The 22,667-nt window shown below is 43.6% G+C and carries 25 protein-coding genes; 8 read left to right on the plus strand and 17 right to left on the minus strand.

All coding sequences use genetic code 11. The annotated features are described in order from the left end of the window. Positions 1 to 6: 6 nt before the first annotated feature. Together ID12_RS03325 and ID12_RS03330 are read left to right on the plus strand one after the other, a co-directional pair. Positions 7 to 1,428 (plus strand): alanine--anticapsin ligase, encoded by a 1,422-nt coding sequence (locus tag ID12_RS03325; RefSeq protein ID WP_050826714.1) that lies wholly within the window; start codon positions 7 to 9, stop codon positions 1,426 to 1,428. A gap of 17 nt (positions 1,429 to 1,445) precedes the next feature. Beyond that, positions 1,446 to 2,639 carry an aminotransferase class I/II-fold pyridoxal phosphate-dependent enzyme gene (locus tag ID12_RS03330; RefSeq protein WP_025208167.1) on the plus strand — a complete coding sequence of 398 codons (1,194 nt, stop codon included), beginning with the start codon at positions 1,446 to 1,448 and terminating at the stop codon, positions 2,637 to 2,639. Positions 2,640 to 2,653: 14 nt separating this feature from the next. Here the strand turns inward: ID12_RS03330 and ID12_RS03335 are convergent, their stop codons facing one another. From ID12_RS03335 to ID12_RS03390, 12 genes are all read right to left on the minus strand, one after another. Next, a complete protein-coding gene (locus ID12_RS03335) occupies positions 2,654 to 3,445 on the minus strand; it encodes an SDR family oxidoreductase (protein ID WP_272914028.1) in 792 nt (263 codons plus the stop codon). 92 nt (positions 3,446 to 3,537) lie between these two features. Further along, positions 3,538 to 3,993, minus strand: a complete 456-nt coding sequence (locus ID12_RS03340) for a dTDP-4-dehydrorhamnose 3,5-epimerase family protein (protein ID WP_035702434.1) — start codon at positions 3,991 to 3,993, stop codon at positions 3,538 to 3,540. Then, positions 3,986 to 4,840: a dTDP-4-dehydrorhamnose reductase gene (gene rfbD, locus ID12_RS03345; RefSeq protein ID WP_050826715.1), complete on the minus strand. Its 855-nt coding sequence runs from the start codon at positions 4,838 to 4,840 to the stop codon at positions 3,986 to 3,988. The genes ID12_RS03340 and rfbD overlap by 8 nt, the downstream gene beginning before the upstream one ends. 3 nt (positions 4,841 to 4,843) lie before the next feature. Next, entirely contained in the window at positions 4,844 to 5,809 is a 966-nt protein-coding gene (rfbB, locus tag ID12_RS03350; protein WP_050826716.1) for a dTDP-glucose 4,6-dehydratase, read from the minus strand. After that, positions 5,806 to 6,546 carry a sugar phosphate nucleotidyltransferase gene (locus ID12_RS03355; protein WP_050826717.1) on the minus strand — a complete coding sequence of 247 codons (741 nt, stop codon included), beginning with the start codon at positions 6,544 to 6,546 and terminating at the stop codon, positions 5,806 to 5,808. Before ID12_RS03355 ends, rfbB begins: the two co-directional genes overlap by 4 nt. Positions 6,547 to 6,548: 2 nt before the next feature. Next, positions 6,549 to 7,577 carry a glycosyltransferase gene (locus ID12_RS03360; protein ID WP_050826718.1) on the minus strand — a complete coding sequence of 343 codons (1,029 nt, stop codon included), beginning with the start codon at positions 7,575 to 7,577 and terminating at the stop codon, positions 6,549 to 6,551. After that, positions 7,574 to 8,314 (minus strand): cytidylyltransferase domain-containing protein, encoded by a 741-nt coding sequence (locus tag ID12_RS03365; protein ID WP_048001140.1) that lies wholly within the window; start codon positions 8,312 to 8,314, stop codon positions 7,574 to 7,576. Before ID12_RS03365 ends, ID12_RS03360 begins: the two co-directional genes overlap by 4 nt. Further along, positions 8,304 to 9,431 carry an N-acetylneuraminate synthase family protein gene (locus ID12_RS03370; protein WP_050826719.1) on the minus strand — a complete coding sequence of 376 codons (1,128 nt, stop codon included), beginning with the start codon at positions 9,429 to 9,431 and terminating at the stop codon, positions 8,304 to 8,306. The genes ID12_RS03365 and ID12_RS03370 overlap by 11 nt, the downstream gene beginning before the upstream one ends. Position 9,432: 1 nt before the next feature. Further along, a complete protein-coding gene (locus ID12_RS03375) occupies positions 9,433 to 10,308 on the minus strand; it encodes a GNAT family N-acetyltransferase (protein WP_050826720.1) in 876 nt (291 codons plus the stop codon). Then, entirely contained in the window at positions 10,305 to 11,483 is a 1,179-nt protein-coding gene (locus tag ID12_RS03380) for a DegT/DnrJ/EryC1/StrS family aminotransferase (protein WP_050826721.1), read from the minus strand. The genes ID12_RS03375 and ID12_RS03380 overlap by 4 nt, the downstream gene beginning before the upstream one ends. Before the next feature lie 21 nt (positions 11,484 to 11,504). Beyond that, on the minus strand, positions 11,505 to 12,917 hold the full coding sequence (locus ID12_RS03385; RefSeq protein WP_050826722.1) for a capsular polysaccharide export protein, LipB/KpsS family: 1,413 nt from the start codon (positions 12,915 to 12,917) through the stop codon (positions 11,505 to 11,507). 6 nt (positions 12,918 to 12,923) lie between these two features. Continuing rightward, a complete protein-coding gene (locus ID12_RS03390) occupies positions 12,924 to 13,694 on the minus strand; it encodes a glycosyltransferase family 2 protein (protein ID WP_050827643.1) in 771 nt (256 codons plus the stop codon). A 175-nt stretch (positions 13,695 to 13,869) separates the two neighbouring features. Here ID12_RS03390 and ID12_RS03395 point away from each other — a divergent pair, with 175 nt between their 5' ends. The 3 genes from ID12_RS03395 to ID12_RS03405 all read left to right on the plus strand — a co-directional run bounded on the left by ID12_RS03395 (position 13,870) and on the right by ID12_RS03405 (position 16,058). After that, entirely contained in the window at positions 13,870 to 14,544 is a 675-nt protein-coding gene (locus ID12_RS03395) for a YIP1 family protein (RefSeq protein ID WP_008343625.1), read from the plus strand. A 223-nt stretch (positions 14,545 to 14,767) separates the two neighbouring features. Continuing rightward, complete coding sequence (gene gerQ / locus ID12_RS03400; RefSeq protein ID WP_007497781.1) at positions 14,768 to 15,310, plus strand: spore coat protein GerQ; 543 nt, start codon at positions 14,768 to 14,770, stop codon at positions 15,308 to 15,310. A 130-nt stretch (positions 15,311 to 15,440) separates the two neighbouring features. Then, positions 15,441 to 16,058 carry a cupin domain-containing protein gene (locus ID12_RS03405; protein WP_007497783.1) on the plus strand — a complete coding sequence of 206 codons (618 nt, stop codon included), beginning with the start codon at positions 15,441 to 15,443 and terminating at the stop codon, positions 16,056 to 16,058. Between the two features lie 42 nt (positions 16,059 to 16,100). Here ID12_RS03405 and ID12_RS03410 read toward each other — a convergent pair whose 3' ends face one another. The 3 genes from ID12_RS03410 to ID12_RS03420 form a co-directional block, all read right to left on the minus strand. After that, the gene (locus ID12_RS03410; protein ID WP_003215282.1) at positions 16,101 to 16,472 is read right to left on the minus strand and encodes a DUF423 domain-containing protein; all 372 of its coding nucleotides are present in this window, start codon (positions 16,470 to 16,472) and stop codon (positions 16,101 to 16,103) included. Positions 16,473 to 16,539: 67 nt separating this feature from the next. Continuing rightward, entirely contained in the window at positions 16,540 to 17,847 is a 1,308-nt protein-coding gene (locus ID12_RS03415; RefSeq protein ID WP_017368272.1) for a purine/pyrimidine permease, read from the minus strand. A gap of 33 nt (positions 17,848 to 17,880) precedes the next feature. Then, entirely contained in the window at positions 17,881 to 18,213 is a 333-nt protein-coding gene (locus tag ID12_RS03420; protein ID WP_008343634.1) for a YwdI family protein, read from the minus strand. Between the two features lie 172 nt (positions 18,214 to 18,385). Here ID12_RS03420 and ID12_RS03425 point away from each other — a divergent pair, with 172 nt between their 5' ends. Then, positions 18,386 to 19,744: an aldehyde dehydrogenase gene (locus ID12_RS03425; RefSeq protein WP_050826723.1), complete on the plus strand. Its 1,359-nt coding sequence runs from the start codon at positions 18,386 to 18,388 to the stop codon at positions 19,742 to 19,744. A gap of 26 nt (positions 19,745 to 19,770) precedes the next feature. Here ID12_RS03425 and ID12_RS03430 read toward each other — a convergent pair whose 3' ends face one another. Next, entirely contained in the window at positions 19,771 to 20,457 is a 687-nt protein-coding gene (locus ID12_RS03430) for a uracil-DNA glycosylase (RefSeq protein WP_008343640.1), read from the minus strand. Beyond that, positions 20,454 to 21,281 (minus strand): glycosyltransferase family 2 protein, encoded by an 828-nt coding sequence (locus ID12_RS03435; protein WP_007497795.1) that lies wholly within the window; start codon positions 21,279 to 21,281, stop codon positions 20,454 to 20,456. The genes ID12_RS03430 and ID12_RS03435 overlap by 4 nt, the downstream gene beginning before the upstream one ends. Positions 21,282 to 21,408: 127 nt before the next feature. Here ID12_RS03435 and ID12_RS03440 point away from each other — a divergent pair, with 127 nt between their 5' ends. Next, entirely contained in the window at positions 21,409 to 21,714 is a 306-nt protein-coding gene (locus tag ID12_RS03440; RefSeq protein WP_017368274.1) for a general stress protein, read from the plus strand. A gap of 126 nt (positions 21,715 to 21,840) precedes the next feature. Next, a complete protein-coding gene (locus ID12_RS03445; RefSeq protein ID WP_017368275.1) occupies positions 21,841 to 22,650 on the plus strand; it encodes a bifunctional hydroxymethylpyrimidine kinase/phosphomethylpyrimidine kinase in 810 nt (269 codons plus the stop codon). The last annotated feature ends 17 nt before the right edge of the window (positions 22,651 to 22,667 follow it).

Genomic DNA, 22,667 nt, shown 5'->3' on the forward strand with positions numbered 1-22,667 from the left:
CTTTCATTGAGTAAAAAAACTGTACTTGTCATTGCTGACTTAGGAGGGTGCCCACCCCATATGTTTTATGAAAGCGTGGCGGCATCATACCATATCGTTTCTTATATCCCAAGACCCTTTGCGATTACAAAGGGACATGCCGAGCTAATCGAAAAATGCTCCATTGCGGTCATCAAAGACCGTGATTATTTTGAGACACACCCTTCTTTTGAACACCCTGATTCTATTTACTGGGCACATGATGATTATCCGAAATCAGAAGAAGAGGTTGTGGAAGACTTCATTCAAGTGGCTTCCTTTTTCAAAGCAGATGCAATCACGACCAATAATGAATTATTCATTGCACCGATGGCAAAGGCTGCTGAACGTCTTGGTCTGCGAGGTGCCGGTGTCAAGGCAGCCGAAATGGCGCGTGATAAAAGCCAAATGAGGGCTGCATTCAACGCCTCTGGTGTCAAAGCGGTGAAAACTCAGCCTGTCACGACTTTATCTGATTTCCAAAAAGCCATTGAGTCTATCGGAACACCGCTCATTTTAAAGCCTACATATTTAGCCAGTTCTATTGGCGTCACCTTGTTTCATGACAAAGCCGGAAGTGATGATCTGTTTTTACAAGTACAATCGTATTTGGAAACCATACCAGTCCCAGACGCTGTCACGTATGAAGCACCGTTTGTCGCTGAAACATATTTAGAGGGTGCTTACGAAGATTGGTATGAAGATGAAGGATATGCTGATTATGTCAGTGTAGAAGGGCTGGTCGTAGAGGGCGAATATCTCCCTTTTGTCATACATGATAAAACCCCTCAAATCGGTTTTACAGAAACGGCTCATATCACTCCGACGATCTTAGACAATGAAGCCAAGCAAATCATCATTGAAGCAGCAAGGAAGGCAAATGAAGGGCTAGGTCTTGAACATTGTGCAACCCATACAGAAATCAAACTCATGAAAAATCGAGAAACTGGACTGATCGAATCAGCGGCTCGATTCGCTGGCTGGAATATGATCCCGAATATTAAAAAGGTCTTTGGCGTCGATATGGCCAAGCTATTGATTGATGTATTAGTTGATGGAAAAAAGGCTGTACTGCCAAAACAGCTGCTTTCTGGACATACATTCTATGTAGCGGACTGCCACCTGTACCCTCAGCATTTTAAAGAGAGTGGGCTTATCCCACCTGAAGCCACACATATCACCATTGATCATGTGTCTATTCCGCAGGAAGCATTCGTTGGAGATACTGCGATTGTCAGTCAATCATTCCCTGCCAAAGGGACTATGGTGGATCTTGATTTATTTGAAGCTTTTAATGGAATCGTATCTCTTGAATTAAAAGGATCATCCTCACAAGATGTTGCCGCGTCCATCCGCAATATTCAGAAACAGGCAACGATTCAGTTAATGGATGAATTAGTGAAGGGATAGAAAGAGAGGCTGCTGTGGTGAAAATGTTAGCATCTAAAATGATTGAACGGCTGCCTGAACAGAAATTCGGCACCGTCTTTGAAAAAATAGCTCAAAAGACAAAAAACGGAGCAAACATCATGAATCTAGGTCAGGGGAACCCTGATCTACCAACTCCTCCCCATATCGTGAGTGCCCTACAGGAGTCAGCGGATGTTTTGCCATTTCAACAATATGCCCCTTTTAGAGGCTTTGACTTTTTCAAACAAGCTATTGCAGATTTTTATAGATCGGAATTCGGTGCTGAGATTGATCCGCAGAAGGAAATTGCTCTTTTCACTGGCGGAAAAACGGGGCTGTATGTCATGAGTCAGTGTCTGCTTGATCCAGGAGATATCGCACTCGTTCCCGATCCAGGATACCCTGAATATCATTCAGGCATTTTGATGGCGGACGCCAAGCCATACAGTATCAAACTTGAAGAGAAAAATGGCTATTTACCAGATCTCTCCTCAATTGATCCTGACATAGTCAAAAAAGCAAAAGTACTGTTCTTGAATTATCCGAATAACCCCACGGGCGCTGTTGCAAATGAGGCATTCTTTGAAGAGGCTGCTACCTTTGCGGACGCTCACGAGCTGTATGTTATTCATGATTTCGCCTATGGTTCATTTCATTATGAACAAACACCCGTGAGCTTCATGAATACTCCTCTCGGGAAAAGTGTAGGAGTGGAATTATATTCTCTATCAAAGACTTTTAATATGGCAGGATGGAGAGTCGCTTTTGCTGTTGGAAATGAGGAGATCATCCAAGCCATCAACACCTTCCAAGACCACGTGTTTGTCAGTATGTATGGCGGATTTCAACATGCAGCGACTGCTGCCTTGCAAAGTGATGACTGTCATATTCAATCATTAAAGGCGATATACCTTGAACGAATCAATTTCTTCATCCGGCAAGCGGCGAGAAAGCTTGGTTGGACAATCGAACGTCCACCCGGCGCCTTTTATTTATGGGCTCCGATTCCTGATGACTTTGAACACTCTCATGCCTTTGCTGACTATTTACTCGAACATGCCGATGTTGTTGTCACGCCTGGAGGAGTATTTGGAGCCAATGGAAGCCGTCATGTACGTATTTCCATGGTTGCCCCGATTGAGGAGCTTGCTCTCTTTATCGATCGCCTGTCCATCCTCCCCATTCGATTTCATCAAAAAACCCGCCTATAGCGGGTTTTTTCAGTTTATATACTTTTCATCGTTCCACCGTCTACGGAGATTTGTTGCCCTGTGATATAAGAAGCTTCCTCTGATGCCATAAAAGCTGCCAATGACGCCATCTCACTCGCTGAGCCTACTCTTTGCATTGGGATACCTGATGCGACAGCTTGTACAGCCTGCTCTCGTGACACTCCCTGCTTCGTCATCATATTGCCGATAAATTGTTCATACCGATCGGTTGCAATAAAACCAGGATTTAAACAATTCACCGTAATACTAGACGACGCAAGCTGTGTGGCTGCATTTTTACTGGCATTAATAATCGCTGCATTCATCATACTATTCGTAAACATTTGTTCACCAGGTTCCTTCCACAGGTTCCCGACAATTTGAATGATCCGTCCATATTCATGTCTTTTCATCAATGCTACTGCACGCTTCATTGTATCTACGTAGGCGATGGCTTTTTGGGAGAAAGCAGCCAGCATCTGGTCAGTTTCACATGAATCAAATGTATCTGGCTTTCCTCCTGGAATGTTATTGATCAGCACATCGAGTCTGCCAAACTCCTTTTCTATTTCTTCAAAGGCTTCCGACCTCACTGCTTCAAGCGACATATCTCCACAGAATAGAGACAGCGGTTCCTTTGTTTCTGTCATATCTTGAATGTGCTGTTTCGTCTGTTCAAGTGAGGCCATATTTCTAGAGTTGATGATCACCTTCATATCGCTCTGAGCGGCAAGTTTTATTGCGATTGCCTTTCCAATGCCTGTACTTGCCCCTGTTACAAATGCAATTCTTTTAGACAAACTCATCCACATCCCTTTTCATCAATATACATAAAATGACACATACAGAATGTATTTCAACAAAAAAAGACCTTTCTCCTGCGAAAGGCCTCTCTTCTCTATTTAAATGTCGTTTCCCAATTAAATCCGATCGCCTCATCATTCCACGCAATTCTCTTCTCATCTGGGTTTTTTGGGTCGTACGATTCTGTTGTAAAATACACAATCTGCAGCGGCGTCTCCCCTAATACGCGGTAGCCATGGGCAACTCCCTTTGGGATGAGGAGCAGCATCGGATTATCTTCTCCCATATAATACACATCGGTTTGATCCTTTGTCGGAGAATCTTCTCTCAAATCGTATAAAACGACCTGTGCATGACCTGCTGGGAAAAACCAAACATCGTCTTGTTTTTCATGATAATGAAAGGCTTTGATGACTCCTGGGAAACTTTTCGACCACGACGCCTGCCCAAAGCGCTTCAGCATCGGTTCGTCATCTCGAATAAGCTCTGCGAAAAAGCCGCGATCATCACAATGTTTCATGAGTTTTTTCGTTTGTACACCATCAATCATGCTGCTCGAATCTCCCTTCTTTCTGCAAGTATTCGTGAAGTGCATCCTTCCAATGTCTTGGCTTCCAGCCTGTCGCTTCAATCGCTTGAAGATCTAAAACAGAGTAGGCGGGCCGAGGTGTTTGGAAACCATACTCTTCAGTGGAAATGGGCTCAATTATCGTAGACAGACCGCTTGCTGCCACAATTTCTGCCGCAAAGTCAAACCATGAACAGCTTGCTCGGTTACTGACATGATAAATACCTGCTTTCTGGTCAAACAAGTGAATCAAAGCTTCTGCGGCATCCTTTGTATAAGTAGGAGACCCTAACTGATCATTGACGATGCGCAAATGATCCTTCGTTTCAGCCAGTCGAAGAATGGTATTCACAAAATTATGTCCCTCATGTCCATAAAGCCACGATGTCCGAATGATCTTCACTTCATCTGATACAAGATGAATCAATTCTTCTCCAAGTTTTTTACTCTTTCCATAAATGGTTTGCGGATCTGCTTGTGCGTCGATTTGATAAGGGGTATCCGCTTGCCCATCAAATACATAATCTGTGCTGACATGTAACACATCAGCCCCTACGTTCTTAGCCTCAAGCGCTGTATAGTAGGCGCCAATCCCATTCACAAGATAGGCTTTTTCCGTTTCTATTTCGCATTGATCCACAGACGTATAAGCAGCCGCACTGACAACAATATCCGGTCGGAAATGTCTCATTGCATGTCTGACTGCCTGTTGATCTGCGATATTCAGCATACTCCTTGTTAAAGCAATGACGGTGATGTCTTTTTCTTTCATCTGTTTCGTCAATTCTTTCCCTAATTGGCCGCCTGCACCGGTGATTAAAACTTTCATCGGTCACCCTTCTTCACTTTGATCATATTTGGCACGGTACCAATCAATCGTTTTTTCGATACCTTTTTCGAATGAAGTTGCCTGCACCCAGCCAAGCTCTTCTTTTAGCTTACTGGCATCAATGGCATACCGCCTGTCATGCCCTTTCCGGTCTTGAATAAACGCGATTTGATCATGAGAGATGCCTAGATGTGTGAGAATGGTTTTGGTTAAATCAAGATTTGTTTTCTCGTTGCCGCCGCCAATATTGTACACCTGACCGGCTGTTCCGTTTTCTACTACTTGCTTTACGGCTCTCGCATGATCCTCTACATACAGCCAATCGCGGATCTGCTGGCCGTCTCCGTATATCGGAATCTTTTCACCATTGACCGCTTTTCTAATAATGGTTGGGATTAATTTTTCTTCATGCTGATAAGGTCCGTAGTTGTTGCTGCATCTTGTGATCATAGCGGGTAGTTGGTGGGTGTGGATATAAGATTTCACAAGCAGGTCTGAACTTGCCTTGCTTGCTGAATAAGGATTATTCGGTGAAAGTGGTGTTTGTTCTGTGAAAGCAGGATCATTCGGCTCCAAATCTCCATATACTTCATCTGTGGAAATATGAATGAGTTTTTTCGCCTTTCCCTTTAAAACAGCTTCTAGCATACGATAGGTACCAAGGACATTTGTTTGAATAAAGGGTTCTGCTGACTCAATACTGCGATCGACATGTGATTCTGCTGCGAAATGAATGATGGCATCATAGGCTTCATCAAATACTTGATCCAGTTCGTCTTGCAGCGTGATGTCTCCTTGGACAAAACGGAAATGAGGCAGCTTTGATAAATATTCCATTTCCTCTGGATGACTGGCATATGTTAATTTATCAAATACGGTCAGCCGGACATCGGATTCTTGAAGCAGCAGCTTCACAAAATTCAGTCCAATAAACCCTGCTCCACCTGTAATTAAATAAGACTTCGTCATTCGTATCCCTCTTTTTCCTTCATCGTTTCAAACATTTTTATAGATGCTTCGTGGAGAGATTCATGTGTTCCTGCATCAATCCACCACCCTTTTAACATATCATAGGTCAGCTGGCTATTTGAGATGTAGAGATTGTTCACATCAGTAATCTCTAGTTCACCTCGATCTGACGGCGAGATTTCCTCGATATATTGAAAGACGTCTTGATCATAAAAATAGATGCCCGTGACGCAGTAAGATGACCTTGGGTGCTCTGGCTTTTCTTCTATTGATAAAATTCGATGATGAGCAGGATCAATTTCTGCAATGCCAAACCGTTTTGGATCTGCCACCTCTTTCAATAAAACCTTGGCTCCGCTTTCTTGTTGCCTAAAGGCGTCGACAAAAGGGCATAATGAATCTTCAAAAACATTATCACCAAGCATCAGCACAAATTTTTCCCCTTTAACAAAGGGCTTTGCATAGGATAAACCATCGGAAATACCAGACGCTTCTGGCTGTACTTGATACACAATGTTCATCCCAAGTTCACGATCATCTTCCAGTAACTTTTGAAACAACGGAATTTGTTCTTCCTGTGAAATCAGCATCACATCTACAATTCCTGCTTCTTTCAGTTTGAATAATGACCAATAAATCATCGGGTATGGACCAACCGGCAGCAAGTGTTTGTTGAAAATCTTCGTTAATGGTGCCAGCCGTGATCCCTTTCCTCCTGCTAAAATAACTCCCTTCACATCTACACATCCTTATGTTCTTTTTGGTGTGAATTCATGAGGTGTATAAGAATGTTTTTCACTCGTTCGATTCCTTTTCCATCAATGAGTGAACGTCCATTAAGATGAATGCTTCTGCGGAGAAAATAGCTGTCAGACAGTTTTTGAACAGCTTGCAACAGGTCTTTTTCTTCCACAAGGTCACCTAATCCAAGGTGAAAACAAGCGCCCTTTTGCGCAAACATGCTCGCTGTCACTGCTTGGTGGTCTACTTGCGATAGGACAATGCTGGGCACCCCGATACAAATTACCTCATATAACGTCATACCGCCTGCTACGATAGCCACATCAGCTTCTGATAAAAGAACCGGTAGTTGATCTGTATGTTGAATGAATTGGATATGTTCCGCCTCTACTTGCTCTTTGATGTGAGAGGCTTTTCCTGCGACCGCTAAAATGTCTAGGTGATTTGTTTGAAGAAGCGCCGATACAGCTTTTGATAACAGGCCGCACGGATCACTACCGCCAAGACTGATGACCACCTTTTTACATTCTTTCCGAACCTCATATGTGTCTTTGAATCGTTTAAACTCGTGATCTAACAATAAATAGGGCGTTCCATGATAATAAGCCGTGCCATTAACCTGCTCGTGCTTCCCGTCCAGACCGCCATAAATGCCGTTTATGACCGTGTCCGCAAGCTGACAGGCTTCCTCTCTTTTTTCCTCAAATAAGACCAGCCTCGCACTGCCACAGGAGTCTTTGATCGTTTGAAGAAACTGAAGATCACAATCAAGCACATCTATGACTAAAAGGTCAGGCTTTAGCTTTTTGATGTCTTGTTGGACCTGGAGAAGCGCATTCGGCTCATGCACCATGTGAACTTGCCACTCTGGGTGCGAAAGTATTTCTACACAAATCTGATCATTTGTATAGAAATATAAGTCGTTCCCTTCTTGAAGCAGTTCTTTTGCCAAACGTTTCATTCTGACGACATGACCCATTCCTCTTAAAAAACCACCATAAACAACAATCATGATTTTTTTGTTCATTCAGCATCCTTCTGTCTCACAGATTGATTCAAACGAACAATGTCTGGATGTTGTTCACAGATGGAAATGAGCTCAGCTGTCGGCACAGCAATAGAACCACCAGCTTTCTCTAGTAAACGGGTAGCAAACACATAATCTTCTTCTGTATCAATCGTGAATCGATAAGCAGGATATGCAAGTTCTTTGGGCGGTGTGAATAATTGAAGGGAAAATTGCTCGGGATGCTTTCTGATATACAGCGTGACATGCTCACGTTCTGAATAAGTGAGGGGAAATTTGTCGATTTCACATAAAATAGATGCTTCAATCATTTCCCCGGAAATACCGAGTGGTGTTCCGTTCGTATATGTGTAATCAGCCTTTTCCTGTCTATGTTTTTCAAGCATTTTCGACAAAAGCGAAGGATCTATAAATGGATTGTCTCCCGTTAAACGTACAACCGTTTTAGGTTCAAATTGGCGGACAATCTGCGCAAACCGCTCAAGCACATCTGCCTCACTGCCTCGAAACACCTTATAGCCCTTTGACATACAATATTGAGCCAAATAGTCATCCTCTGGCTCGACCGTTGTGGCAATCATAAGGTTTTGCATTTTGTGATGGTAATCATCTGATTGCTTCACCCGCTCCACAATCAAATCAATCAGCGCCATGCCGCCGATCGGTTTCATCACTTTTTTAGGCAGTCTTGTTGACCCCATCCTAGCCTGAATGACAAAAAGCACATCATGCATCATCATGAGACTCCTGCTGCGTCAGTACGTCTTTCCACGAAACGCCTGTATGAGCTGGGATGTCTCTCACAGCCTTTGTGCCAAGTAAAATTGGCATATATCGCGGATGCAACCCCTGATTTTTTTGTCCAGGGCGCAGCACGGCTACATTTTCTGACGTGAGGGTCTCACCCTTTGCAATGCCTTTTGTCGTAAAAATTCCTCGATACGCAAATTCTCGAATCTGCCCTTCAATGGCTGTTGTCGTTTTATAAGAACTGCCAAGAAGCTCCTCTGGTAATGAATGAACGTCTATTTCTGCTTGATTCCGCTGCTTTTCTGCCGCTCGAATGTGCTGAACCATTTCCTTTAATTCTTCAGGATCAAGAGCAAAGGAATGATCCGCTCCGGGTAATGTTTTATCTATTGTAAAATGTTTTTCAATCATTGCTGCCCCGAGCTTCACAGCGGCTACTGGCGCTTCCGTCGGGTGTTCACTATGATCTGAAAAGCCAATGACTGCTTCAGGGAAAGCGGATCTTAAGGTTTTAATCACCCGCAGGTTCGTATATGCTCTAGGCGCTGGATACTTTGCCACACAATGCATGATGGCGACTTGCTTATTTTGCTGGCTCGTAATCGTTTCGTATGCTTCATGAACATCTGCAATGGTGGCCCCAGCTGTTGAAAAAATGATCGGCTTTTGAAAAGAAGCCGTATGACGCAAAAGAGGCAAATGGTTGATTTCATAGGATGCCAGTTTAAAAGCAGGCGGATTCGTTTGATTCAATAAATCAGCCGATTCTTCGTCACACACGGTGCTTAAAAACATCAGTCCTTTTTCCTTACAATGTGTCAATAAGATAGGCAGCCATTCAGGCGGCATCTCCATTTGTTCCACTAAAGAAAAAATAGACACTTCTTCTCCTTTGGCCGTTTCGTATAACCCCGGTTCCTTTTGATACATCCGATCCGCTTGAAACATTTGAAACTTCACCGCATCAGCCCCTGCTTCTTTTGCCACATCAATTAAAGCAAGTGCCTGATCCAGCTTTCCATCATGATTAATGCCTGCCTCTGCAATGATAAAGACAGGCGCATCATCTCCCACTTTGCGATCTCCGATATAGAAATGCGCCATCTTACCTCTCTCCTTTTTTCGGCCACACATGGTAATACAAAAAGGCATTTGTTGTCCTAAACCCCATCTTTTCGTACAGCTGGATGGCTGTCGTATTATGAAGCTGTGTCCCCGCAGAAATGAAGTGATGCCCTCTGTGATGAGACACTTTCATCATCTCAATAAACAGCTTTTTTCCGATCCCTTTTCCTTGAACATCCGGTCTAATCGCAAAAAGCTCAAGCCCCATCTCATGCCCCTTTGTCATACCTTGAATCAAGCCAACCACTTCATCATTTACCTTGGCAACGAGGTTGATATCTGCGCGTCCGAGTAGGTTGTTTCTCATCCACTCCTGATAAAAATGCTGAACAACACGCTGGTCTAAATATGGGTCAAGGGCATAACGGCTTTTCACAAAAGCCCGATCACCTAGTAAGACCGCCTCATCGTAATCCTTTTCATCTGGCACACCCATCACCACATCTTGATCTGATGATGGCATCTCCATGAGGGCAGGCGGTGCCTCAAGCCTAGTGAGACCACCGACATAATACACATGAGATAGTTTTTGAACAATGCGGTTTTTTTTAAGATCAGCCGCCTCAAGACGTAAAAAGAAAAAATCACATTTTTCTGTTCTCATCCAATTGATGAATCTCTCCATCAATTCTTTAAAGAGCTGCGCTGATTCAGCTTCCACAAACTTCACATGAAAAATATGCTTGTCAAAAATACCGCTCTCCCATTTGGACCATTCGTATAGCAGCACTGCTTTGAGCTTAGCGCCGCTGACAAGAGCAAACTGCTTGAATCCTGCCATGCGTTCCGCTTCATGATCATATGTTTTCAGCCAAGCTGCCAGCACCTGATCGTCTATTGCATGAACGACTTTCATGAAGAGGCCTTCTTGTCTTTTAAAATTGACACAACTGCGGTGATGACATCCTGCACATCTTCATCTGTCATACTTGGATAGAGCGGGAGCGAAAGCGTTCGTTTGTAATAAGTGAGTGCCTCAGGGAAATCCTCTGGTGAATGGTTGTAGGTCTCTTGATAATATGGATGCAAGTGAACGGGAATAAAATGAACACTCGTGCCGATTTTATATTCCTTTTGCAGCTGATCAATCATGTCATCGCGTGTGATCAGTGCTTCTTTTGGATCAACTTGCAGCACATATAAATGCCACGCATGTCTTCCCTCATCATGTACAGGCGGCAAGATGAGACCAGCTTCATGTTGAAATGCCTGATTGTATGTCTTCGCAATCTGTTCTCTGCGTGTCTGCATCTCCTTCAACCGGCTTAGCTGAACGAGCCCTAACGATGCTTGCACGTCAAACATGTTCATTTTATAGCCCGGTTCCTCGACCTCGTAATACCATGTTCCCTTTTCTCCATAACGATTCCACGCTCCCTTACTCATCCCGTGAAGCGCCAGCCTTCTGATTCTAGCCGCAAGTGCATCATCATTTGTCGTCAGCATGCCGCCTTCACCAGTCGCTATGTTTTTCGTTGCATAGAAGCTAAAAGCGGTCGCATCACCAATTGATCCAATCGGTTGATCGTGATAGGTCGTATAAAGGGCATGAGCGGCATCCTCCAGCACGAACAAATCATACTTTTTGGCTATCGCTAAAATTTGGTCCATATCACACGATTGACCAGCAAAATGTACAGGGACAACCGCTTTTGTATGTGGTGTAATGGCCGCTTCTAATTTTTTCGCATCTAGATTGAGTGTCGCCGGATCAATATCGACGAAAATAGGGGCTGCCCCCGTATGGATGATCGTATTGGCTGTTGCGCAGAACGTCAGAGGCGTTGTGATGACCTCATCACCAGCTCCAATGCCTCTCGCCTTTAACGCTAAAAATAGAGCAGCTGTACATGAATTCACTGCTATTGCGTGCTTTGCTCCAGTCAGCTGCTTAAACTCTTCTTCAAACTGTCTCACTTTTGGTCCGGTGGACAACCAGCCGGACTTTAATGTTCCAATGACTTCATCAATTTCTTCCTGTTCAATAAAAGGCAGTGCATAAGGAAGAAATTGTGCTCTCTTTTGTCCCATATCGCTTGCACACCCCTATCTTCATCTCTGAAAATCCACGCCTGTTTTTGTTTTGAGCAGAGAAAGCAGAACATCGGTCGATTGTGCATGCGGATAATGTTCTTGAATGAAACGAGCCCCTTGCTGTTTCGCCAGCTTCATTTCTTGTTCATCCGATAAAATACGGATCGCTTTCTCGGCCAGCTCAATAGGGTTTTCCATGTGGCAGCTGCCAAGCGACTCGTAATAAGGGTATCTTCTGCCTTCTGTCATTTTTCCAATCAGTACACTCTTTTTAAAGAGCATTGCTTCCAAACCAACTGTTGATGTGAGCGTAATGACCATATCCATATACGGCAGGAGGTCATACAAGTCGATCTCTTTTTTAATTAATCTCACATGGTTCCCCGCGCGCTCAATCGCTGTATAGTCATTTAAACGATTTCGAGCAATTTCCCACGGATGCGGCTTCATAATCAGCTGAATGTCTTTCCGTTTTGCAATCGTTTTAAGAACATCACCGTAAAAGGCTTCTGAAAACGGCTGTGTTGCCACGAGCACAGTCTTTTTGGCAGGGTTGAAGTTTAATTTACGAAAGACCATTTCCTCTTGAAGCGGTGTTCGCTCCTGCACCAAATCAAATCTCGGGTGTCCTGTGATCTCCACCTGCTCAGGCTGACAGCCTTTATCTACATACCAGTCCTTTTCATATTTTCCAAACACCCCGTGGCAGGTGGTGAAAATCGGCAAAAAGGCTTCGTCTCCCATGAGCGCACCGTGCTGAAGACAAATACTTGTTAGATGGCGCTTCACAGTTTGTAAGGCGAGCACACGGCTATAAGCATCCTCCGTCGTACCAACAACAACAGCTGTGATTGGCTGCATCTCAAATAGCGTTTCTATTTGGTCAATCACATCAATAAAGTGCACAAGGTCCTTCCGAAGCTTTTCTCTAAAAAAGACATTGCCAAAGACAGGATGGTGGGCGTAAGGTTTCAATAGAGCATTTGCTTTTTCAATATATTCAACATGGGCTTCTTTATTAACCTCTCCGGCTAATTCCGGCTTGCTGATCACTGGTAATCCGAAATAATCAGCCTTCTTCCAGCGCGCGAGCACCACTGTTTGGTTCGGATGGAACCGCGTGTAATTTTGTTCAGTAAAACGCAAGTGTTCAAAGTGAAGCAGCACCTTTCCATGACTCGGACGATAAGGGGTACGCTTGATCTGCTGTTTATGCTGATCAAAAAAGGGCTGAATGTCTTGCGGCTTTGGACAAGTTGTTGTCAGCTCTTCACCAAACGCCTTATCTTCCATACGTTCTCTTACTTCAGGGCTGATGTATTGATAAAAATTACTGATTAACCCAAGGGGTATGTGGCGATAAGATAAGTCTTTCATCAGATTCACATACTCAAAGTACACTTGCCAATAATGATGAATATAATGCGACACTTAAGGTCACCTCCCATGTCTCTGTTTTAATATATGGCGGAGCTCCCTGCAGGTAGACTGCGGAGGAAGTGCTTGAATAAAATCGTTTTTCTCTTCCTCTGCCAACTGATAATGAATAGACTGTTCTGTGATGTAATTTGTATCCAATACCTCATCAAAAGGGTAGAACGGATAAAAGTGATTTAATCTAAAAAAGAACCGGGCATCCCCTATTCGATAAAAATGCGGACTCTCGTCCCAGTAGGATCCAAACTCAGCTCGAATCTTTGTTAAAATGGATGCACGATGTACAACCGAGCAGTGATCAATAGCACAAGGTGCATTCCACTGCACCGTTTGCGCAGGTCGAATCGTTTCCTTTACTGGCTCTTTTTCGCTATTTAAATAGATAACTTTTGAACTAGAATAGACAATTTCTTCATTCGGACGAGCATCTAAATATTTCGTGAGCTTCTCTAAACGGTCTGGTGCATAGACATTGTCATCTGTGGCATAGGAAATATACTCGCCCTTTGCCTGTTCTAATGCTTGATTAATGAGGACGGCATAGCGTGTTTTCGCCGTTCTTTCCTCCAGCGTTTTCACCCCACTTTGGATAAAATGGACGCGTGGATCTTTACGGAAAGGCTCAATAGCAGCAAGGGTTTGTTCGTTTGATCCATCATCCATGATAAAAAGTTCAAGGTCTGACAAGGTCTGCTGCAGCACCGCTTCAATTGATCTGCCAACGTAGGCCGCTTTGTTGTAGCTCGTCATAATGACCGTTACTTTCGTCAATGTTTTCACCTCGGTCTCTTTTAAACTATGGTTATCATATGTGTCTCCTCTTAAAGAGACTGTAGAGTGACCTATTTTTTATAAAATTGGATTTTTTTCATGATCTATCTTTGAAAAACGTAAAAATTTTGGTAATATAAGTAATCATTTATGTGTAATAAAGGAGTAAAGAACATTGGAGTATATGAAGAGTGATCTCTCCCAAGAAGAGGAAGCAAAAGGTTTTTTTCGATTCTTTAAAATTTTTGTCGCGACAAAAACGATTATTCGCTCATATGAACATACCTCTATTCCCATGTGGCTGATGATACTCCTTGCAAGTATCGCTGGTACTAGCTGGATGTACGAAGGGTATTTTAGTGAGTATATGGGCAATCATATTCCATATCCTTTTATTCTGTTACACGGAGCAGGTTTTGGTATTTTAGTAGGCAATTTTCTTCTATTTTTCGGTTCATTCATTTTACAGTGGTTAGGACGACTGTTTTTTGGCAGTAAAGCGCCGTATCGAGATGTGCTCAAAGCTTGCACACTGACGGTCATTTTTCCTTCCACCTTATTTGCTCTTACTTGGATTATTACTGTGGGGTTGCTTGGTCCGTATACATTTGTGAAAATCTCACCCTATTTAGACCAGCACTATGAAGTATGGTATTATCTCAGCGTTTTACCACTGGTTGATGCGTATACCAAGGCATGGATATTTGGGATGGCTGTTTTAGGCCTTGTTGCTGTGATGAAGCTGAGAATATGGCAGGCCTTTATCATTGCCATCGCACCGATCGCCTTATTTTTTCTCACGATGACCCTTCTCTATGACGTCCAGCGGGCTATGAATTGGTTGATGTAAAGAGGCATTCCTTAAATTGTTGGAAACCTTTGCAATCTAGGCAGTACGAATAAGGGGTTTGTCTGAATACTGAGGAACTGCACAAAGCAGTTCCTTTTTTTCGTTCAATGTACATATTCTCTCTTCCTGTCTCATAGTGTGAAAGAGAAAAAGAATGCTATGGAAACAACAGGCGCTTTTCTGCCTTCTGTTTAGAACACCATGAGGAAAGAGGAGGAACGTTATGAAATTGAAAAATCAATTTGGGCAAGGTTCGGGTTTCGAAGGTCAAGATTTTCGCCAGCAACAATATGGAGCAAATCCGTATCCTGCGCAGCAGATGGGTTATTCAGTCCCTCCCCAAACGCAGGGTCAAATGCAAGGTCAAATGCAGCAGGGGTATTCGCCAATGCCGTCTACTGGTACTTCACAAGGAGGCCAAGGTGGGCAAAGTGGCGGGCAGCCCTATCAAATTCCTTCGGGACCGATTTATCAGCAGAACGTCACCGGTCAGCTGCCGCTTGAGCAGTCCTATATTGAAAATATTTTACGATTAAACCGCGGCAAAGTAGCCACGATCTATATGACGTTTGAGGCAAGTAAAGAATGGAACTCTAAGATTTTTAGAGGAGTCATTGAGGCCGCAGGACGTGATCACATTATCATTAGTGATAACAAAACGGGGACACGATACTTATTGTTAACAATCTACCTTGATTACATTACGTTTGATGGGGAAATTCAATATGACTATCCATACTCGATGTCTACGTATTCTCCGAGATAACCTCAAGGTCATATCAGCAGCAAGGTGCAGACGCCCTTGCTTTTTCTTTTGTCTAGGTTTTTGACACACCTTCGGGGGAAGGCTCATAAGATGCCTAGTAGTTTTTATTAAACGCCTAGAGGTGACATCAATGACTGTTGAGCTGGATTATACATCGCCGAATGTCAAATATTCATTTGATTTGAACCAAAGTCCCCTTGTGAAATATGACCAACACAACCTGATTAATGTTTTAGGAAAAAAACAATTAAATTCGCTCGATCAAGTATCTCTGCTGGATATATATTTGAGTAAAAGCAAAGTAGTAGAGCCTCATTATCATCAAAATGCTGCCGAGCTTGTTTATTGTATCGCCGGCTCTGCTGCTGTATCCATGCTGAACCCATTTACAAAAAAGCTGTCCACCTACACCATTACCCCCGGGCAGGTAGCCAATGTGCCACAAGGCTGGTGGCATTACGAAGTCGCCTTACAGGACAAAACCCATTTGTTAGCCATTTTTAACGCATCGACACCAGAAGTCATCTTAGGTTCAGACCTTCTAACCCTCACGCCTTCTCACATCATGGCACATACTTATTGCATGAACGAAACGCAGTGGAAACAGGCGACGCAGCCTGTGAAACCTGGTGTGTTTATCGGACCTTTCTGCCATCGGGAGGAAGAGGCACAAACGCACCCTGTCCCCCCTTCTCACTATGTACCTTATTATCAAGCACCTCCGAACTATTCTCCTTATTGGAGTTAAGAAAAAAACCGATGCCCCTATGAGAGCATCGGTTTTCCTAGCTTATAAATTTTTTGCTGCTGCAATCACTAGCATGATCCAAGAAGCGATAAATGCCACTCCGCCAATTGGTGTAATGGCACCTAGAATCTTCACCTGAGTCAAGGCAAGCACATAAAGGCTTCCTGAGAAGAAAAGAATGCCTGCCAGCATCACCCAGCCAGCGGTCGGCACTAGGGAAACACCTGACAGCTTATCTGCCAGAAAGGCGACAATAAACAGGCCAATTGCATGGAACATCTGATATTGAACCCCTTTATTCCATATCTCAATATACTTTTCAGGAATTTTCCCTTCCAGTCCATGTGCACCGAAGGCTCCAAGACCAACCGCAAGCATGGCGTTAATGGCACCTAATATGAAAAATAGTTTCATTCGTCATTCTCCTTATCTCATCAATTATGTTTATCATAGCGCGGGTCTTATCCAACATTCAACTTTCCTATGATGCTGACACGAGATTGTCGGATTTCTTCTTTCGCAGCAGCACTTGATCGACCACAATCGCAATCAGTGTGCCAAGAACAAGACCATTGCTCAATAAAGAAATCAGCACAGGATGCATGCCTTTCAATGCCCCTTGTGGCACAAACATTGCGCCCACGCCTGCTAAAACAGCGATGCCAAGCACAAATCGAATGCGCGGGATGTCTTCTTTTTCATACTGATCGAATTCTGACATGGCAATCCCAATCATAGAAGAGAACACTACAAAGTTCACAGCAAGCCCCACAGGTGACGGCAATGCAGAGAAAAAGCTCATCAATAATGGAAATAAACTAATGAGGACAATGAGCAGACTGCCAAGAAAAAATGGCTTTCTCGATGGAATTTTTGTTGTTTGTATAAAGCCCGCTGCCCCTGAAATAGGAACAGGCGCAATCGCACCAATCAGTCCGCTCAGCAAATGACCAAATGCAGCGACAAAACCAGCCGGTCTGGCTCGTTTCCGCTCACGCAGTTCACCAAATGCCTTGACGGAACTTTCCACAATTCGAATACTTGCCAGCATATTCACAATGAGTAAGATCGTAATAAAGAAGGACGTGACAAGCAGTCCACTGTCAAAGACCGGCATGCCAAACGGAAACAGTTTTGGAAACTCAATGATCTGCTCAGGAATGCGAACAGGCTTCGCTAGTCCGAGTAAAGCAAATAACAACCAGCCGCCTGCAAGTGCGAATAACACAGAAAACTGTCTTAAATAATGCCATTTTGAGCGGCTGATCATGAAGGTGATGACAATAATCAAGATCGATAGACAAAAGACAAGCCCATCTACCTGATTTCCCCGATAGCCGATCCCCATCAGCCCTTTCATGATTGGCTGACTTAACTGCACAACAAGCAGCAGCAAATAAATACCTGTGACAACCGGCGTAAATAAAGACGCAAGCCAATTAATGATTTTAAAGAGACTAAAAATAAAAAAGAACGCTGCACTAAAAATTAACGCCCCTTGCAATGCTTGCAAGGTTTCAGGATATGTAGCAAAAATCGTCCCTGTCATGCCTGCATAAAGGGTATATACCCCCCACCACAGCCCTGCTGGACTTTCATTGATCGGCAGCATATGACCGCATAAACACTGCACCATCGCCACAAGTCCAAGTGAAAAGAATGTACTCTGAATCAGTTCCGCCGACTGCACTTGATTTAATTCAAATGCTTGTGCAATCGCAATCGGCACAGCAATAGAAGCTGCGATAAAAAATGCCATCCACTGAATGGCGCCCAAAAATAGTTTCAACCCGATCACCTTCCCTTTGTCGTGACAAGACCATTAAAAATCAAAAATAGAGTCACCGTTGCCATCTTTCTCTTGTTGACCCTCTTCTTTATGCTGAAATTTCTTTGCACCGCTAGTGCCCATCAATTTCTCTAGCATGGCTTGATCCGTAGACACAGCCGGTGCAGATGGTGTCTGTATAGATGGAGGTGGTGAAATAACCGAAGACTGCGGCATTTGCACCTGTGATGATGTGTCGAGAATGACATCACATAGTGAAGAAATGACCGCCGCTTGACGTTTCACCTCTTCATCATTTCCACTTTGTTTTGCTTTTTGAATGGCTTCCTCCATTTTTTGAAGCAGACTTGATATATGAATATTCAAGGGTAGACCCTCCAATCTAAAAAATTCGTTTTCCAACATTATTTTACCAAATGAACAAACCGAATGGGCTCATTTTTTCAAAGCTGTGTGCTTCTGTTCATCTGATTTGACCCTTACCCAAGATTCACACATAATAAAAAAGAAACAATATCGTCTTTGAAAGGACTGAAAGATGAACAAACTCACTGAACTCATTCACAAACAAAAAAACGTGCAAACACCAGCGGTTCAAGATCGAATCCGTCTTCTTAACGATTTGAAAAAAGCCATTAAACATCATGAAAAGGACATATTACAAGCCTTAGCCCATGATTTACATAAATCCGAACAGGAAGCCTATACAACAGAAATTGGCATGGTATATGAAGAGATCAATCATACCGTCAAACATCTTCACAAATGGGCCAAACCATCTCGCGCGAAAACACCTCTGACCCATATCGGATCAAAAAGTATGATCATTAAGGAACCGTACGGAAGTGTTCTGATTATTGCCCCTTGGAACTATCCTTTCCAATTGGCCCTCTCGCCATTAGTTGGAGCCATTTCTGCGGGAAATGCCGTTACTTTAAAACCGTCAGAATTAACGCCGCACGTCTCAAACGTGATTGGCACGATTGTGGAAAGCGTGTTTCAAGAAGATCTTGCAGCGGTCGTTGAAGGCGGTGTGGATGTCAGCACAGAGCTTCTGAAACTACCTTTTGATTATATTTTCTTTACTGGGAGTGTAGCCGTCGGCAAAGTCGTCATGGAAGCGGCCGCAAAACATCTCACACCTGTCACACTTGAGCTCGGCGGAAAAAGTCCATGCATTGTCATGCCTGATGCAGACATCAAGCTCGCTGCGAAACGAATCACCTTTGGTAAATTCACGAATGCTGGTCAAACATGTATTGCACCAGACTATTTACTTGTTCATGAATCGATCAAAGAGGACCTATTGCGTGAAATGACGACCTGTATCCGAGACTTTTACGGGGACCAGCCTGAAACAAATCCGCATTTCGGAAAAAATGTCAGCCAGCGTCATTTTGATCGACTTTCACAATTTCTCTCTAATGGCACGATTGTGACAGGTGGACAGCGCAATGAACAAGAGCTCAAAATCGCACCGACCATTCTAGATCACATTACATGGGAAGACCCTGTGATGCAGGAGGAAATTTTCGGACCTATTTTGCCTGTCATCTCATTTGACTCTCTTCAAGAGGCAGCTGACATGATTAAGGCAAGACCGAAGCCGCTCGCTCTTTACTTATTTACAACAAATAAAGAAACAGAAGCCTATATTCTAGACAACCTCTCATTTGGCGGAGGCTGCATCAATGATACGCTGATGCATGTCGCCACTCCATACTTACCATTTGGCGGCGTTGGTGAAAGTGGTATCGGACGATATCATGGAAAAGAAAGCTTTTTCACCTTTACGCATGAAAAAAGCGTCCTGCGCCAGACCAATCGCTTTGATTTTTCTTTCCGCTATCCAAATGCGAAAAACGGACTCGACATTGTCCGTAAATTTTTAAAATAAACAGGACGAAGGGATTTTCCCTCGTCCTATTTTGATTCGATGTCCTTGATACACCAGTTGATTTCATCGATCCCCATTTGCTTTAAATAGGCGTTTACTTTTGAGAACGGACGACTGCCAAAAAAGCCGTTTCTTGCGGAAAAAGGACTTGGATGAGGTGACTCAATGATGTAATGCTTGCTTTGATCAATGCGTTCTTTTTTATTTTGCGCATGTCTGCCCCAAAGCACAAAAACGACTGGCTGATCTCGGTCATTCAGGACGTCGATGACGCGGTCTGTCACACGTTCCCAGCCTTTGCCTTTATGCGAGTTCGCTTCTCCTTTTCTTACAGTGAGCACGGTGTTTAACAGCAAGACACCCTGCTCTGCCCAGCTGACAAGCGAGCCATGGTTAGGGACCGGACAGCCGAGGTCATCCTTTAGCTCCTGAAAAATATTTCTCAAAGATGGCGGATGTTTGACACCAGGCTGAACAGAAAAGCTTAATCCGTGTGCCTGTCCTGGGCCATGATAAGGGTCTTGTCCCAAAATCACGACCTTCACATCTTCATACGACGTCAAATGGAGGGCACGATAAATGTCATCTGGCTTTGGAAACACGATCTGCGTATGATATTCTTCCTTTACCCACTCACGTAATTCCTGATAATATGGCTGTTCAAATTCACTTTTCATCACAGCCCACCAGCTATCATTTAAAAATGGCTTCATTGCGGTTGTCCTCCTTCTGTCTGCTGTGCCAATCTTGAGATCATCGGTTTTCCATCCCATACAATCTCACTCTCTGATTCTCGTTTTTTCATCGCTGGTTCTTCTAATAGGACAGCAAAGTTCGCTGTCGGCAAATCACCGAGCCCATGCTTTTCACTCAGATCATCTAAATAGTTCTTCCTTGTTTCACCAAGATCACTCGACTGATTGCCCCCACCATCAAAGAACGCATAGATCACGCTGGCAGCTGGCACTCGTTTGGCTCGTGCATGCTGCGTAACACGCAGGAAAAAGTCCCAGTCCCAGTAGTGATGCATCGCTGGATCAAAATAGCCGATCTCATCATGTATGCGGCGTTTGTACATACTGCCAGAAGGAACGTATGTAGAAAAAACACGCATGTCCTCAATGTCCGCTGTATAAGCAAACAAACGTCTTGATACTGGAAAACGAGTCGCACCTCGTTCTTCAAACGAAACAATTTCCGCATCCGAAAAGACAAAATCAGCGTCTTCCAACGCCTTGCTCATACGTTCAATATGACAAGGTGTAAAATAATCATCGTCATCACTCAGCATAATGACGTCACCTGTCAGCTCCCGCACCCCAACATTTCTTGCGTTCACATGCTGGACATTCTCATCTAAATGAATCAAGCGGATTGGCAGCTCTGGATAGAGTTCCTGAATCACGTCCACTCGCTCTCCTGCATCATTTACGACCACAATTTCAAAAGGCTGTACGCTTTGTCTCGAGATGGATTCAAGCAGTTCACACAATGCGCTCAGCCGGTTATGTGTCACAATTAATAAAGAAATCTTCATATCGGCCTAACTCCTTTAATAGATTCGTCTTTTTCATTAAAACATAAATCGGCTTTCTTCTCATGATATAAAAGGCGGTTTGATTGATCGAGAAAATGGGAATTTTTGATGAAAAGGAGTGATGATGATGGAATTTTTCACAGTTGAGAATAGTAAAGAAGCCAAACAGACGATCGAACAGATACAATCAGCAAAGGACGATGTGTTTGTGTTTGCGTATGACCCCGAACGCTCTGATACCGTTACTGAGTACACGGAAGCAAAGAGCATGACAGCTGTCGATCAAGGGATTTTAGATCAGATCGCCAATGTCATTCGCACCAGGGATGATGAACTGATGGCCAAAATCATGTCGACCGGTGCCGATCAAGAATTAGCCTTAACGCTTTTAGAGGAGCTGAAAAAAGGGAAATTGGTGATTTGTAAAAGATAAAGAATGAGGCGTTCCATGAAGAGTGGAACGCTTTTTTATGCCGTTTCATTGTGATAAATGGAAAAGCTGATTATAATAAGGGGTAGAACAGTAACTGTTACACATCACATTGGAGGTTCAGCAACTATGTCTATGAATAAAGCACTCACCATCGCAGGTTCGGATTCAAGCGGCGGTGCAGGTATCCAAGCAGATTTAAAAACGTTTCAAGAAAAAAACGTCTACGGGATGACAGCTTTAACCGTTGTCGTTGCAATGGATCCTCATAACAACTGGGATCATCAAGTGTTTCCAATCGATACATCAACCATCCGCGCACAGCTCTCAACGATCGTGGAAGGCATCGGTGTAGATGCGTTAAAAACAGGTATGCTGCCAACAGTTGACGTCATTGAACTCGCAGCTGAAACGATCAAAACATATGAGCTGAAAAATGTCGTCATTGATCCTGTTATGGTATGTAAAGGTGCGAACGAAGTCCTTTATCCAGAGCACGCTGAAGCATTGCGCGAAAAGCTCACACCACTGGCAACAGTTATCACACCTAACCTTTTCGAAGCAGGTCAATTAAGCGGCATTGGCGAGATCAAAACGATGGAACAAATGGAAGAAGCCGCAAAACGCATCCATAAACTTGGTGCAAAGTATGTGGTCATCACTGGTGGCGGTAAGCTAAGCCCTGATAAAGCGATTGATTTGCTTTATGATGGACAAACCTTCGAACGCCTTGAAACAGATAAGATCGACACAGAATACACACACGGCGCAGGCTGCACATTCTCAGCCGCAGTCACAGCTGAACTAGCAAACGGCTCAGACGTGAAAGAAGCCATTTATGCAGCAAAAGAATTCATCACAGCTGCCATTAAAGGCTCTTTCCAACTAAACGAATACATCGGACCAACGAAACATTCCGCACATCGTTTGGACAAATAAAACAAAAAAAACCGATC

Origin of the sequence: Bacillus altitudinis (genome assembly GCF_001191605.1) — a bacterium.
In the GTDB taxonomy this organism is placed as follows: domain Bacteria; phylum Bacillota; class Bacilli; order Bacillales; family Bacillaceae; genus Bacillus; species Bacillus altitudinis.